This is a genomic window from Botrimarina colliarenosi, assembly GCF_007859955.1.
In the GTDB taxonomy this organism is placed as follows: domain Bacteria; phylum Planctomycetota; class Planctomycetia; order Pirellulales; family Lacipirellulaceae; genus Botrimarina; species Botrimarina colliarenosi.
This window is the reverse complement of the sequence record NZ_SJPR01000001.1, coordinates 1,063,343-1,077,636: the sequence shown is the minus strand read 5'-3', so window position 1 is coordinate 1,077,636 and position 14,294 is coordinate 1,063,343. Positions and strand designations below refer to the sequence as shown.

At 66.4% G+C, this 14,294-nt stretch carries 13 protein-coding genes; 6 read left to right on the top strand and 7 right to left on the bottom strand.

Annotated features, from left to right (window positions below; all coding sequences use genetic code 11):
• Positions 1 to 51: 51 nt before the first annotated feature.
• Genes Pla108_RS04185 through Pla108_RS04175 form a run of 3 tightly spaced genes read right to left on the bottom strand, consistent with a single transcriptional unit; the run spans position 52 to position 2,589 of the window.
• Positions 52 to 768 (bottom strand): prolipoprotein diacylglyceryl transferase, encoded by a 717-nt coding sequence (locus Pla108_RS04185; protein WP_146443308.1) that lies wholly within the window; start codon positions 766 to 768, stop codon positions 52 to 54.
• A complete protein-coding gene (locus tag Pla108_RS04180; protein ID WP_146443306.1) occupies positions 765 to 2,333 on the bottom strand; it encodes a radical SAM protein in 1,569 nt (522 codons plus the stop codon). Before Pla108_RS04180 ends, Pla108_RS04185 begins: the two co-directional genes overlap by 4 nt.
• Positions 2,326 to 2,589: a hypothetical protein gene (locus Pla108_RS04175; RefSeq protein WP_146443304.1), complete on the bottom strand. Its 264-nt coding sequence runs from the start codon at positions 2,587 to 2,589 to the stop codon at positions 2,326 to 2,328. Before Pla108_RS04175 ends, Pla108_RS04180 begins: the two co-directional genes overlap by 8 nt.
• 356 nt (positions 2,590 to 2,945) lie before the next feature.
• Here Pla108_RS04175 and Pla108_RS04170 point away from each other — a divergent pair, with 356 nt between their 5' ends.
• A complete protein-coding gene (locus tag Pla108_RS04170; RefSeq protein ID WP_146443302.1) occupies positions 2,946 to 5,012 on the top strand; it encodes an alpha-L-arabinofuranosidase C-terminal domain-containing protein in 2,067 nt (688 codons plus the stop codon).
• 73 nt (positions 5,013 to 5,085) lie between these two features.
• On the opposite strand, the gene Pla108_RS04165 is transcribed toward Pla108_RS04170, so the two are convergent.
• Both Pla108_RS04165 and Pla108_RS04160 read right to left on the bottom strand, forming a co-directional pair.
• On the bottom strand, positions 5,086 to 5,505 hold the full coding sequence (locus tag Pla108_RS04165; protein WP_146443301.1) for an RrF2 family transcriptional regulator: 420 nt from the start codon (positions 5,503 to 5,505) through the stop codon (positions 5,086 to 5,088).
• 106 nt (positions 5,506 to 5,611) lie between these two features.
• Positions 5,612 to 6,382: a phosphoadenylyl-sulfate reductase gene (locus tag Pla108_RS04160; protein ID WP_146443299.1), complete on the bottom strand. Its 771-nt coding sequence runs from the start codon at positions 6,380 to 6,382 to the stop codon at positions 5,612 to 5,614.
• Positions 6,383 to 6,683: 301 nt separating this feature from the next.
• On the opposite strand from Pla108_RS04160, the gene Pla108_RS04155 reads away from it, so the two are divergent.
• Together Pla108_RS04155 and Pla108_RS04150 are read left to right on the top strand one after the other, a co-directional pair.
• The gene (locus tag Pla108_RS04155) at positions 6,684 to 7,373 is read left to right on the top strand and encodes a YbaN family protein (protein WP_146443297.1); all 690 of its coding nucleotides are present in this window, start codon (positions 6,684 to 6,686) and stop codon (positions 7,371 to 7,373) included.
• Positions 7,374 to 7,447: 74 nt separating this feature from the next.
• Positions 7,448 to 8,392, top strand: coding sequence for a hypothetical protein (locus Pla108_RS04150; RefSeq protein ID WP_146443295.1), 945 nt, complete (start codon positions 7,448 to 7,450; stop codon positions 8,390 to 8,392).
• 118 nt (positions 8,393 to 8,510) lie between these two features.
• On the opposite strand, the gene Pla108_RS04145 is transcribed toward Pla108_RS04150, so the two are convergent.
• Both Pla108_RS04145 and Pla108_RS04140 read right to left on the bottom strand, forming a co-directional pair.
• On the bottom strand, positions 8,511 to 9,365 hold the full coding sequence (locus tag Pla108_RS04145) for a hypothetical protein (RefSeq protein WP_146443293.1): 855 nt from the start codon (positions 9,363 to 9,365) through the stop codon (positions 8,511 to 8,513).
• A gap of 187 nt (positions 9,366 to 9,552) precedes the next feature.
• A complete protein-coding gene (locus Pla108_RS04140) occupies positions 9,553 to 11,352 on the bottom strand; it encodes a phospho-sugar mutase (protein ID WP_146443291.1) in 1,800 nt (599 codons plus the stop codon).
• Between the two features lie 212 nt (positions 11,353 to 11,564).
• On the opposite strand from Pla108_RS04140, the gene Pla108_RS04135 reads away from it, so the two are divergent.
• From Pla108_RS04135 to Pla108_RS04125, 3 genes are all read left to right on the top strand, one after another.
• Positions 11,565 to 12,473 carry a cytochrome c gene (locus Pla108_RS04135; protein WP_146443289.1) on the top strand — a complete coding sequence of 303 codons (909 nt, stop codon included), beginning with the start codon at positions 11,565 to 11,567 and terminating at the stop codon, positions 12,471 to 12,473.
• Between the two features lie 462 nt (positions 12,474 to 12,935).
• Positions 12,936 to 13,226, top strand: a complete 291-nt coding sequence (locus Pla108_RS04130; RefSeq protein ID WP_146443287.1) for a hypothetical protein — start codon at positions 12,936 to 12,938, stop codon at positions 13,224 to 13,226.
• Positions 13,227 to 13,548: 322 nt separating this feature from the next.
• Positions 13,549 to 14,205 carry an RNA polymerase sigma factor gene (locus tag Pla108_RS04125; protein ID WP_146443285.1) on the top strand — a complete coding sequence of 219 codons (657 nt, stop codon included), beginning with the start codon at positions 13,549 to 13,551 and terminating at the stop codon, positions 14,203 to 14,205.
• The last annotated feature ends 89 nt before the right edge of the window (positions 14,206 to 14,294 follow it).

Here is a 14,294-nt window from a genome sequence, read left to right as displayed (position 1 = left end):
TCGCTCGCCGCGTCACTAAAAAGACGCGACGGCCCGATCGACCGCTTTGGTCTAAGACGCCGGGCCCGCGTCCGGCGAGGGGATATTGCGGGCGTCGCGCCACCAGAGGAAGGCGAACAACGGCAAGAGCAGCAAGCAGGCCGCTTGGTAGGCGGTCAGCCCCGCGAAGTAGGTCGGCTCGGGCCGAATCGTCTCGGTCGCCAACCGGTAGAGGGCATAGCTCATGATGTAGAGCTTCAGCAACTGGCCGCGGAACCGGCCGCTCCGCTGCAGCGTGATGAGCACGATCGCCATCACTGCGTGGAAGCCTGCCTCATAAAGCTGAGTCGGGTGACGCGGCAGCTGGTCCTCGTGCGGAAAGACGACCCCCCAGGGAGCGTCGGTCGGCGCCCCGTAGCAGCACCCGGCGCGGAAGCAGCCGAGTCGGCCGATCGCCACGGCGACCGCCACCGCCGGCGCGAACGAGTCGCCGGTCTTGGTGCGAATCGCCAGAGCCCACTTGGCCAACTCGACCGCCAAGTAACCGCCGACGAGGCCGGCGAGGATCGTCTTGCCATTGGCGAGCCAAGCCGGCGCTGACCACCAAGCGGCGTCACCCGCCAGCACGAACGGCGCCTTGGAGCCGAGCATCGCGCCGCAGAAGGCAGCGACGCCGATCGCCAAGCGGTCGGCCTTGTCGATCGGCAGCGACCGCTGGCTGCGGCGGAGCATCAACCCACCGGCGAGCACCGCCGCCGCCATGATGAGCGTGTAGACGGGGTCGATCATCGACCCGACCTTAGCAGAACGAGATCGGCCGACGGAGTGATTGGCGTGCGCGGTGTGATTGGCGGCAGCGGTGCGTGCCCTTCGCGATACAACACGTTGTAGGCCGAGAACGGGATCAGGTGGCCTGTCGGCAACGCAAACGCGACGCACGATTGCATCAGTTGCCGCAAGTCGAAATTGTAAGCGTCCATGAAGCTGGTGATCGTCACGCGGAAGACATCGCGCGGATCGAGCCGCTCGGCCATCGCCCGCTCAACGAACTCCAGCCCAATCGCCGCCAAGCCGTCGTCGGCTTTCGGCGTCGCTTCGAGCACGGGCAGGCTGGCCCCCAGCGTCACCGGCAACGGAGCAACTGGCGACGGAACAACTGGCGACGGAGCAACTGGGTCGCAGCCCGTCGGTCCACACCCGCCGGGACCACAGCACTGGCGGCTGAGGTACTCCTGGATCAGTTCCTTGGCCCGTGGACGGGTGTAGGTGATCCTGCCGGAAAGCAAGTCGATGTGCTCGCCTAGATCGATCAGCCTCGCCAGCGGCGTGACGCGGTCACCCGACCGATAGGCGTAGGCGATCGCATGGGCGTTGGGGTGAGCGCACGGCAGCGGGGTGAAGTCGCTCTCACGGAAGCGGCCGGCGGTCTCCCGCTCGGCGGCGTGGATCACATCGGGCAGCGTGACGCGGTTCTCTAGCTCGGCCGGCAAGAAGTACCGACCCGCGTAAGTCGCCGGCTGGAAGCTGACGCCGGTCACCCACGGCCGCGCGGCGGCAAAGTCGATCAGCTCGCCGACCTCCCCCCCGCCAAAGTTGACGCCCGCCTGCAGCATGGCGACCAGCGTCATGTTGAGGCCCACCTCGCCACACGCCTCGATGGCGGCCAGCTTCGTCTCCAGCAGTTCTTCGCCGCGTAGCTGTCGATAGACCTCGTCGTTGAAGCCGTCCATCTGGAGGTAAATCTCCAGCCGGTCGCGGCGGGCGGCGAGGTCTTCGAGAAGCCGCCGATCCTTGGCCAGCCGGACGCCGTTCGTATTGATCATCACGATATCGATCGGCTGATCGCGGGCGTAATCAACGATCGGGAGCAACTCGGGATGAACCGTCGGCTCGCCCCCGGAAAGCTGCAGCACCTCGGGGCGCCCTTCGGCCTCGACGAGGGCGTCGATCGCGCGGCGGCATTGTTCGAGCGAAAGATGCTGTCCCCCCGGCGCGCTCGAAGCGAAGCACATCGGACAGGTCAAGTTGCAAGAACTAGTGATCTCCAATAGGGCGAGGCACGTGTGCTGTTCGTGTTCGGTGCACAGGCCGCAGTCGTAGGGGCATCCCCGCCGCGGCTCGATCGCCCTGCGATGCGGCGTCTTGCCGATGTTGTTACCGACGTGGCGATCAAACCACGCCGCGTCGCCCGAAACGAAGTCTTCGCGCGTCCCGTGCGTCTTGCAACGCTTGCGGAAGTAAACGCGTCCCGCGCGATGGATAATCTTCGCGGGCACCACCTCTAAGCACTCGGGGCAGAGGCTCTGCGTCAGGCCGAGAAAAGCATGGTCGCTGGCGCGGAGTGGCTCAATCATCGGTCCGGACGTCTTCCATCAGGATCGGTTCAACGACGAACAACCACTTATACGCGCGGATCAAGAGCAGCACAGCAACAAACAATCCAACAAGCAAGCCCACCCAAAATGCCGCCCAAGCGACCTCGCCCGGGAGCCCCCCTCCCACCACCCCCAAGCAGCTGCAGAATCCGCACAAGAACACCGCGACAGGCGAGACCAACACGAGCAGGGCGAAGAGCAGTCCGCGTCCGAAGCGGTCAGCCTTGTCGTGCACACGCCCGCTCCTTGTGGGCTCTGTCGGATCAGCAGGATCGGTCATTCGCAAGTACCCATGATGGCTTTAGGCGACTTGTGGAGGCTGCGGGAGCGTCCCTTTTTCAACGAAGCGGAGATGCCCGGGCCGATGTTATAGCGGGTTCTTCGGTCTCCAACCGCCCAGAAGGTCGACGCCTGCCTACGGACAACGGCCTTTACTTGGACCGTGGAGCCCGGCACGCCGCCTACCACTCCATGGCGGGCGTCTCTCATTGGCGGTCAAAGCCCTTGTTTCGACGGACGCTGTCACCCCACTATTCGCCCAACTAAGCTATCGGGAACGCTCGACCAACTCATCGGACGGTACTCACCACCATGCATAGCTCTCTTCGCTCCACCGGCCTTTTCGCCTGCTTGTTCGGCTTGCCCCTCATCGCCACGGCGCAAACATCCGCCCCGTTAGCGATCAAGATCGAGGGGCCGCCAAAGCCCATTAGCACGGACCTAGTCGGAGTCTTCTTCGAGGACATCAACTATGCGGCCGACGGCGGACTGTACGCGGAGTTGATCCAGAACCGCTCGTTCGACTACTCGGCCCTCGAGCAACTCAGTTGGAACCCCCTCTCTTTTTGGGAAGTGGTCCAATTAGGGGGCGGCAAAGGCTCGCTCGGCCTCGACGCCGGGCGACCTCTGCACCCCAACAATCCGACGTACGCTGTGCTGAATGTCGATAACGTGGGTGAGGGGGTCGGTGTGCGCAACCCCGGCTTCGATGGCGTCCCCGTCGTAGCTGGCAAGAAGTACAACGTGTCGCTCTTCGTCCGTCAGCTCTACGTCGAGCGACGCTGGGGCGGCGGGCCCATCCCCGACGACAAGTCGTTCACCCTCACCGCGCGACTCGAGGGACCCGACGGCGCGAATCTCGGCGAGACAGAACTCAAGTACTCGGGCAGCGACTGGCGCCGCCTCGAGGGCGGGATCACCGCCGACAAATCCGAGCCCCGCGCGCGGTTCGTGCTCCTCGCTCACGAGCAGGGGGGGATCGCCCTCGATATGGTCTCTCTCTTCCCGCAGGACACGTTCCGCGATCGCCCGAACGGCCTCCGCAACGACCTGGCCGAATCGATCGAGGCGCTCGAGCCCAAGTTTGTCCGCTTCCCGGGCGGTTGCCTGGTGCACGGCAACGGGCTCGCCAACATGTATCGCTGGAAGGACACGATCGGCCCGATCGAGCATCGCCGCGCCCAACTCAACATCTGGGGTTATCACCAGACCATGGGACTCGGCTACTTCGAGTACTTCCAGTTCTGCGAAGACATCGGCGCGAAGCCGCTGCCGGTCGTCCCCGCGGCGGTGAGCTGCCAGAACTCCGGCGTCACCGGCGGACGGGGGCAAGAGGGCCTGCCGCTGACGGACATGCCCGCTTATGTCCAAGAGGTGCTGGACCTCATCGAGTGGGCGAACGGCCCCGCCGATTCGGAGTGGGGATCGAAGCGCGCCGCAGCGGGTCACCCCGAGCCGTTCAATCTGGAGTACCTGGGCGTCGGCAACGAGGACCACATCACCCCGGTCTTCCGCAAGCGCTTCGAGATCCTCCACGAAGCGATTGAAGCGAAGCACCCCGAGATCACGCTGATCGGAACCGTCGGGCCCTCCTCCGAGGGACCGGATTACGAGGAAGGCTGGCGGATCGCCGACGCGCTCGGCGTCGACATGGTGGACGAGCACTACTACCGCTCGCCGGAGTGGTTTCTGGAGAACACGCAGCGGTACGACGGGTACGACCGAGACAAGTCCCAGGTCTACCTGGGCGAGTACGCGGCCCACGACCATGGCCGACAGGCGACGCTCCGCAGCGCGCTCGCCGAGGCGGCCTACTTAACGCACCTCGAGCGCAACGCCGACATCGTGCGGCTTGCCTCTTACGCGCCGCTGCTAGCGAGACGTGGCCACACCCAGTGGACCCCCGACCTCATCTACTTCGACGAAGCCGGCGTGTACCCCACGGTCAACTACTACGTGCAGCAGCTCTTTAGTCGGAACAGCGGCGACCAGTCCTTCACGACGCGCGTCAACGACGGCGAGCCCGGCGACGGCGCCACCGGCGTGTTCGCCTCGACGGTCCTTGACTCGGAGAACCGTGTCCTCATCGTCAAGCTGGTTAACACCACCGACAAGGCGTGCGCTACGCAGATCGCTCTGCCCGACGGCTACTCTCCCAAGACGCCCGCAACCGAGTCGCCCGCAACCGCGTCTTCCGCAACGGTGCACGTGCTGACCGGCGATCCCATGACATCGAACCCGCAGGACCCAATGGCCCGAGGTCGAAGCGCCGAGTCACCGATGACGCCGACTTCTTCTCCGTTAGAAGTTGCCGAGGATTTCGACTACGAAGCGCCCCCGCACTCGCTGTCCGTTATCCGGGTCCGGCTCGCCGAGTGACGGGCCGTTTCGGCGCCGCCAAGCGCAAGCCGCCGACTCGACGTCGGCTGGTGCGATAACGTTTGCGGTGGGCCTAGATATAGAACATCGCGCCGTGCGCGGTCGCTTGGGCGGTGATCTCGGCGAGCGTCACCCCGCGTAGCCGCTCGCGCTCGGCGAGCGCCGACTCGCTGATCGCCTCGGTGACCGCCTCGCCGAGCGGCGTGGGGGTGGTGACGTTGCTGGCTCCCGTCGGCGGCCCATCCACGAGATCGATCACCTCGCCGAGCGACAGCTCTTCTGGCTCCCGCGCCAGGCGGTAGCCGCCACACGCGCCCCGCGTGCTGGTCACCAGTCCCAGCCGCTTCAGCTCCTGAAGGATTTGCACGAGAAACCCCTCGGGGATTCCCTCTTCCGCGGCGATACGACGCCCCTGTAGCGGCTGTCCCCCGGCGTACTCCGACGCCAGCCGAGCAAGGGCGAGACACGCGTACTCGGTCTTGGCGGAAAGCATTTTTCGAAGTGGGAATTGTGAAGGCGGAAGTGGGAAGTTGGTGTTCAGGTGGGAGCGGGTTAGCGGGTCAAACTTTCCCACTTCCCACTTCCGCCTTCCCACTTCGTCAAATTCCTCCGCCATCCGTGTGCAAGCCGCACTCGGTCTTGGCGTTGCCCGCCCAGCGGCCGGCGCGCTCGTCGCCCGAGCCGTCGGCCTTCTGCGTGCACGGCCAGCAGCCGACACTCGGGTACCCCTCGTCGTGCAGCGGGTTGTAGGGGACGCCCTCCTTGAGAAGCCGCGTCCAGACGCCTTGCTTGGTGGCGTTCGCCAGCGGGCTGATCTTCACGAGGTGGAACTTGCGATCCCAGGCGACGATCGGCTGTTTGGCGCGGACCGGCGACTGATCGCGGCGGATGCCACTCATCCAGGCGGTGCGTCCCACCGCCGCGCGCTGCAGCACCTTGATCTTGCGGTCGTGGCAGCAGCGGTCGGGGTCGGTCTTGTAGAGCGGCCCGCCGTGCAGGGCCTCGTACTCCGGGACCGAGAGCTCCGGCTCGAGCATGTCGATCTCGAGGCCGTACTTCTCACAAATCCGGTCCCGCAGGTCCAACGTCTGCTGGAACTGGTAGCCCGTCTCAAGATTGAAGACATAAGTCGATGGCGCTAGCTTCGGCAACAGCGACAGCAGCAGGCAGCCTTCGGGGCCAAACGCGGTCCCCATGGCGAGGCTCGGGGCGTAGCGCTCGTGGGCCCAGGCGAGGATCTCGTCGGGCGTCGCGGACTCCAGCCGCTGGCTCTCGGCCGCAAGGTCCGCCAAGAAGGCGTCCGACGGCGTCTCCCCCGGGACGGGGGGGGCCGGATTCGGGCTGTCGATTAGTTGGGGCGCTGCAGACATTTCGCGATCTCAGTGCAATTGGCAGGGCGATGCGTTACCTGACCTATATATTACTACCCTGGTCAACAAAGTCTAGTATCGGCGACGCGGGGATCGTCCCTACAGCCACGCGGCCCAAAAAACCGTTGCTTCCCGACCAATCGGTCGCCAAGTTATCGGATCGGGCGGTTCGTCGTGAGTAATCCCCGCGTCCCCCTGCCGGCGAGCTACGTGACGCACCCCCGTGGTGTAGCGTTCCGCGGGCTCCGTTTCCGCGAGTCGTTGTTTCCCGAGCCGTTACGTCGAATCCTGGAGCCGTGCTATGGCGAGCCTCTCCACCCCGCTCCCTCTCCCGTCCTGGGCGAACGAGCCGACGCCCGGCATCGAGATCGCACGTCGCGTCCTGGCGGACCCTTCGGTTCGGTCGCTGACGATTGATCGAACGGCGGATGAAGCGACCGTTCGCTACCGGGGTCAGACGGTGCACCGCGCATCGCTGGCGTGGCTGTCGGGCCATCTCGCGGCTGAGACCGTGCTGCTCAATGCGACGGCCGCGATCGCTCTGCCCGCAGACTCGGTCGAGCGGTGGCCTGAATCCGAAGGGGGGCGTGAGAGTTACGTCCGCACGCCGCGGCAAGCGACCGGCTGGCGCCGAGTGATGCACCTGACGCTCGCCGGTGTTTGGTTCACCCTGGCGGTGCTGGGCGCGATCCTGCCGGGGCTGCCGTGCACGTGCTTCTTGCTGCTGACGAGCTACTCGCTCTGCCGCAGCTCGCAGCGTCTGCACCAGCGGCTGCTGGATTCGAAGTGGTTCGGCCCGTCCCTCCGCCACTGGCGGCTGCACCGCGGCGTCCGCCCCGGCGTGAAGACCAAGGCGCTCGGCGCGATGGCGGTGATGATCGGCGCGAGCTTGCTCTTCGCCCCGTTGCCGCCGGTCGCCTGGTGGGCCGTCGCGATCGCCGGCGCTGTCGGCGCGGCGGTCGTCATGCGGCTACGCGTTGTGGCGTGCTAATCGCTGGCCTCAGCGGGAGCCGTTCCTTAGTCTGCTGAGACGGGGCCCGACTCTTCGAGCGTGACGTGCTGAGAATGCGACTACCCACCCTCCTGTGGGTCACGGCGCTGGTGTCCGCCTACCTCGTGGTGGCGCAGCGCCTCGGCTACCCGCACGCCGCCGTGCTCGCCGGGGCGTTCGCCCTGGTGGCGTGGTCGCTGCGGAGCCGGCTGCGTAAGTGGTTCTATGTGCCTAGAGGCTTGGCACTGCTGGTTGGATCGATCGTCTTGTGGATCGGAGGCGTCGATGGACGATGGGTTCTAAGCAGCTGCCCCGACTGTGGATGGGGGAGCGATCGGTTGGAGTTCCGGGTGCTCGGCTTCCCGGGGTGGTCGATCGAGGATGATTTTTCCGATCAGATCCACTTTGATTTGAGAGACCTGGGATGGGTGTGCCGCCATGCGAATATGGAAGCATGGGTCAAGCATCGCTACTGGGGCGGATACTTCTGCACATTCCCCTGCATGAACGGGTGCGGGTGGATCGTAGGGACCCCTAACTCACCGGCGATGACCAAGCGCGTGAAGGCTTCGGCGGCGGCGGATCCCGATTTGGCGTACCACCTGCACAAGCGGTACTTCCGAGAAGGGCAAACCGACTACTTCTGGGACGGCCTGCGAGTCGATTGGCGAACGTTAGCCGCGTACGACGAAGGGATGGCGCGCGAAGCCAGTGATTGGCTCGCGAATGCTCCCGAATACGAGCGAGAGCAGATCCTGGAGTCGTACCCGGAGATCACGACTGATTACATCGACTCGCTGTATACATACGGCGTCGACGAAGTCATTATCGTTTGGCAGTTGCAACAAAGCTATTGGCACGGCGTCGGCGGTATCCGCGGCTGGATAGCGCTCCGTCTACCAATTGATGAGCAGCGTCGACGAAGCGTCTTCCGCAGGATCAACGAGCGACGCGCCGCCGAAGGGTACGACGCCGACCTGGAAGATTTCGGCCAGCAGTTCGCCCACGTCTACCGATAGCTTCTAGGTGTGCGGCACGGCGCTAGCCGCCGGTAGCGTTTGGTTAATCACCGGCGGCTAGCGCCGTGCCGCTCACGACGAGACAGAGCTGAGCAGAAGAGCGCTAGCGCCATGCCGCTCACGTGGCGCCGTTGGCAGCGAGCTCCTCGCCGAACCGCCGCCAAAACGCCATTTGCTCCTCGTACTGGTCGATCGGCGTCTGCTCCTTCTGGAAGTCGAGCGCGTCGATCATCGACTGCACCGCGTCGCGGTACGAGTAGCCGGCCTCGTTGAAGGGGTTCCGCCAGCCGGGGTCGCCCGGCTCGTAGTGGCGGACGAACTGCCCGTTGTCGTCAACTTCGATGTTCGCCGTCAGCAGCGGGAGCATCATCCGCAACTCGAACGCCATCATGGCGCCGGGGCTCATGCCGGCGGTGGCGGCGTCCCAGGCCTCGACCACCTCGGCGGGCGTGTCGCTGTTGGGGAAGCGAAGGCCGTTGCCGACGCCCGACTGCGTGATCCCGTCGTGGTTGAGGTCGACCTGCGCGGCGGGCGGCAACAGCAGGTTGAGGGCGCCCTCCTCGGTGAGGCCGCCAACGTTGATCGGCTCGGCGAGGGAGTTGACCGACTGGAGCGTCGATAACTCGTCGCGGCTCAGCCCCGCCAAGAAACCCTTCGGATCGACATAGCCTCCCTCGTCCATCGCCCGGACGACGATCTGGCCAAAGGCCTGCTGCAGTTCCTCGAGCGATTCCTTGGTGGCGTAGCGACCGTTGCGTTCAGAGCCGAACCAGTCGTCCAACGCCTTCTGGGCGCTCTCGGCGACCGACTCGCCGCTAGCGAGCGGCTTCGCCGAAGCGTACCCCTCGCGGCCAGCCTCTTCGAGCACGGCGCTAAAGGCGCTCTGCACGTGACGGTCGGGCCGGTTGCTGGCGCCACCAAAGGCCCCAAGAGAACTGCTGGCGCCGAAAGCAGCGATGTCGGTCACGGTCATCAAAAAGGCCTCACACAAGAGAGAAGCGGGTCGCAGCCTCACGCCCTCGTCCCTCTCATCGGCTCGGCATGAGCGATGCCTAAAGCTTCCGTGAGCGTCCGTCCGTGAGCGGCACGGCGCTAGCCGCCGGTTGTGTTTGGCGAAATACCGGCGGCTAGCGCCGTGCCGCTCACGAAGGGGTGGGCGCCTAAACCCCCGCGAACTTCCGCAGGTCGGCCTCGATCGCGTCGAGTTGCTTCTCAAGGTCGGCCTTCGCTTCCTCCAGGTCGTGCAGCTGCTCGGCGGGCGTGTAGGTGAAGAGATAGAACTTGATCTTCGGCTCGGTGCCGCTGGGGCGGCAGGCGACATAGTTGCCGCACTCGGTGAGGTCGAGGATCACCAGATCGCCGGTCGGGCCTTCGAGCTTCGCCGGTGGCGCGGCGCCGGTCATCTGTAGCGTGACCCCCGTCTTGTAGTCACGTAGCTGGGCGACGCCGAATCCGTCGAGGTCGGTCGGCGGCTGCGAGCGGAACTTAGCCATCACCTCTATCATCCGCTCCATGCCATCGGAGCCCGGCATCTGGACGTTGATCGTTCGCTCGGCATGCAGGCCGTGCTGCCAGAACAGGTCGTCGAGCTTCTGGTGGAGCGTCTTGCCTTCGGCCTTGAGCTTCGCCGCCAGTTCGCAGGCGAGCATCGCGGCGAGGGCGCCGTCCTTGTCGCGGACGTACGTGCCCGCCATGTAGCCGTGCGACTCCTCGGTGCCGAAAATGAATTTCTCCGGGCCGTTCTCGTCGATCGCGCCGGCGATCCACTTGAAGCCGACGAGCAGGTCGGTGATGGTCCGAATGCCGTACGAGTCGCCGATGCGCCGAGTCAACTGCGTCGTGACCAGCGTGATGATGTTGAAGTGCTCGGGCGTGAGCGAGCCTTGCCGAGCTTCGAGCAGGTAGTCGGCCAGTAGGGCGCCGATCTGGTTGCCGCTGAGCGTGAGCCACTCGTCGCCGCCCGGCTCCAAAGGCGCCGCCAGGCCGATTCGGTCGCAGTCGGGGTCGGTGGCGACACACAAGTCGGCGCCCGTCTCTTTGGCCCGCTCGATCATCGCGTCGAAGACGACCGGCCGCTCGGGATTGGACACGTGACCCGGCACGTTCGGGAAGTCGCCGTCGGGCGTCGAGGTCGGCCCGAAGAGTTCGACATCGCCGAAGCCGTCACGCTCAAGAACCGGCACGACCGCCGTCGCGCCGACGCCGTGCAGCGGCGAGTAGATCACCTTCAGGTCGCGCGGGCCGGGGTGCGATTGGGTCAGCACCGCGTCGATGAACGCCACGTCGACCTCTTCTTCGCAGAACACGATCTTGTCGTCGGTGACCGCCTGGTCGAAGTCGGCCCGCACGATCTCTTGGCAGTTCATGACGCGCTCGATGATCCCCTTGTCGTGCGGCGGCAGCACCTGTCCGCCGGTCGACCAGTAGACCTTCACTGCGTTGTCGCTCGGCGGGTTGTGGCTGGCGGTCACCATGATGCCGCAGCTCGCCTTCTTGTAGCGCACCGCGAACGACAGCTCGGGCGTGCTGCGGAAGCCGCGGAGGAAGTAGACCTTGAAGCCGGCGGCGACCATGACCTCGGCGCACAGCTTGGCGAAGCGTTCGCCGTTGTGGCGGGTGTCGCGGCAGATGGCGCACGAGAGGTTGTCCGCGCCGAGCTTCGACTTGATGTAGTCGGCGAGCCCCTGGGCCGACTCGCCGATGGTGCGGTCGTTGATCGCGTTGGAGCCGAACGGGTGCATCTTGCCGCGACGGCCGCCGGTGCCGAACGGGATGATGGTCCAGAAGACGTCGTCGAGGGTCTGCCAATCGCCCGACTCGACCGCTTCGGCCACCTGCGGGGAGTAATCCGCGTAGCGAGGCTCGGTGAGCCACGCCGTGAGGTTCACTTCGGCCGACTCGGTGAGTTTCCCGTCGGCGACGGCTTGGTGGACCTTCGAGACCAGGGCTTCGGCAGACATCGCGGCGGGGTCGGTTCTAGGTTTCGGGACGGGTGCTGTGCGGTGCGATAGACTAGCACGACAGACAGCGAGCGCGCAGCGCGGCCCAAAACTCCGATTGGTGGCCCTCAGCCGCAGGCGGAAGCCAGCGGCCAAAACGGCGTGAGGCGCCGCTCCGCGGGGCCGCCGTGGGCTACCGCCCGCGGCTGAGAAGCGATGAAAAGGGTAAGCGAATGCGAGTTTCGACACTGCTTTTGCTGCTGATCGCCGCCCCCGCCCCCGCCCCCGCCGCCGAAGCGCCCCGCGCCCGGCCGCCGGAATTCACGGCCGAGGACCGGGCGGCGTTCTTCGACGACGCCCTCGCGACGCTCGTCGGCCCCCGGCCGCAGGCCGGCGCCGCGACGCCGACCGAGGAACGGTCCGGGTCGGCCGCCACGGCGTCGACCGCGGCGTGGTCCGATCTAGTCGCCCCTGACGTGCTTGAGACCGAGGTCAAAAGGCAGGCGTCCGCCCTAGCAAAGACAACCCGTTCCGCCTCGGCCTACAAGGCGGGCGGCTTCCGCGACGCCACCGACGCGTTGGGGGTCATCGCGACCCTCTTCGCGGTGACCGCCGAGCACTCGGGCCAACCCCGTTGGCGGGACGAGGCCGCTGCGCTCCGCGGCCTGTTCGCCGCTGGAATGACGGAGGCCGACGCCGCGACCGACGCCGCCTACGCCGCCGCTGCGGATCGGTCGGCCGACCTGCAGGACCTGGTCCGCGGGGGACGTCCCGCCACGCCCGAGGCGGAGCCGACCGTCGACTGGTCGCAGCTGGCGAGCCGCTCGACGCTGATGCGGCGGATGGAGGCGGCCGAGGGCGAACGGCTCCGCGGTTGGGTCGCCAGCGAGCGGGCGCTGGCCCGCAACGCCGAAGACGCCCGGCACGAGGCCCAGGTGCTCGCGTTGCTGGCGGAGGCGATCCTCCGGCCCGAGGCGGACGACCACGACGACCCGGATTACCAGGCTTACGCCCGCCGGCTCCGCGTCGCCGCGGGGCAGCTGGCGGCCGCCGCCGAGGCCGAGGACCAGCCCGCCGCCGCCGCGGCGATGACCGAGGTCAGCCGCAGTTGTGTCGATTGCCACGCGGATTACCGGGGTTAGTGCGTTCTCAGTGACGAGCCGATATGGGGCGCGACTCCCGGCGCTGGCGCTTAGGGCTCCCTGCCCCTCGATTGAAGACTCCATCCCTCTGGTTCGGGAGCCCTAAGCGCCAGCGCCGGGAGTGAACCACAAAAAAACTCCGATTCCGCGCGAACCCACCCCGCCCCCCGTGTTGTCCCCCCCATGCCGCGACGGTTAGGGCGACAGCGGAGACGCTGTTTTCCCGCTAGCGGCGGCTCATCGGCCCCGATTTTGCTTGACCGGGGCCGGTTTTGCTGAAAAGCTTGCTAGATCGGATTGGCTACGCCGATCTGGTTCGCCACAAGGTGGACCCGACCGGCCGCCGATCTACCCCACAAGATGGCTGGTTACCCCCTCGGTCGCCCTCCCGGCGCCCGACCTGACCACGCCTTTCCAACCGTTCTCTCCATAGCCGCGCCCACAGCGCGAGCGGAGGCCCCGATGAAGACAACGACCATCAAGATCGCCACGACCTTCACCGCCGCCATTTCGGCCGCCACGAAGATTGCCAAGGTGATTTCGGCCGCTGCCTCGTCACGCCTGCGCTGGCGCTCCGTAGTAGGCGGCTTTAATCCCGGCGTAGTAGGCCAACCCTATGCGTCGCTAGTCGAACGACTAGCGATGCGGCATGCCCACCCGGCGATGGCGACCATGTGTCGCCCGCAGAGTGATGCGTGTCGCGGCAGCCGATCGAGTTCATCGATCGTCAGCCGCCGGTCGGCCGTTGTCTAACGCCGCGTGAGACCCCGGGGCTGCTCCCAACCGAGCGTCCCCGAAATCTGGTCCCCACGCGTGGAGTCTGTCGCGATCGACGTGACTCGTGCCGCGCTCAGCTGCCTTGTGTGCTCGCCGCATCGTCTTGATGCGGCCCGTCACACGGGGAAGCTTCGCCGTTCCCCTCTCGATTGAGCGGAACCCGCGCCGCACTTGTCTCACGCCGCTCGCGTTCCGCGGGACGCCCTGCACGCTGCATGGCGCCCGCTCTCCGGGAAATACGGCGAGCTGCGACGCCCCTAGCGCGTCCCGCTCCGCCTTCAGGGAAGCGAGAGAAACGATGACCGCTATCGCCACGCCGCTGTCCGCTCAGCGACCGAGCGCGGCCGAGTTGTTCGAAACCACGCCGACCTTCCGGGTCGTCACCGCCCAGGACCTGCCGCTCACCGAGTGGGAGACCGAGGACTTGGTGCGCGCCGCCCAGGACGACGACCGCGAAGCGTTCGGCGAGCTCGTCGTCCGCTTCGAGGGGATGGTCCAGGCCGTCGCGCTGCGTCGGCTCGGCAACTACGCCGAGGCGGCCGAGCTCTCGCAAGAGGTGTTGATCCGAGCCATGGATCGGTTGCACCAGCTCAGCGAGCCCCGGGCGTTCGGCGCGTGGCTCAAGTCGATCACCGTCCGCATGGCGATCAACCGGCAGGTCCGGCGCAAGCGGTCGGTCGACACCGAGCCGGCCACCCTCGAGGCGACCTGCATCGACGAACGGCGCAGCCCGGTCGAGGCCGCGCTCACCGCCGAGCGGGCCGAGCAGGTCCGCGACGGGCTGGCGCGGCTCGGCGATCTCGACCGCACGACGCTCGAGGCGTTCTATGTCCGCGGGCAGTCGCTCGTGGAGATGAGCGACTCGTTCAGCGCCCCGGTCGGCACCATCAAGCGGCGCCTGCACGTCGCCCGCAAGCGGCTCGCCGCCGAGTTGGGCGAACTGTTCGCGGTTTGAAGGTGGCGTTTTGGAAGTGAGAGTTAACGACGCTCCGAACTGGGTCCGGAGTGCTATCGCGTCTAGCAGCCGCCCCGAGTGGGACTCGG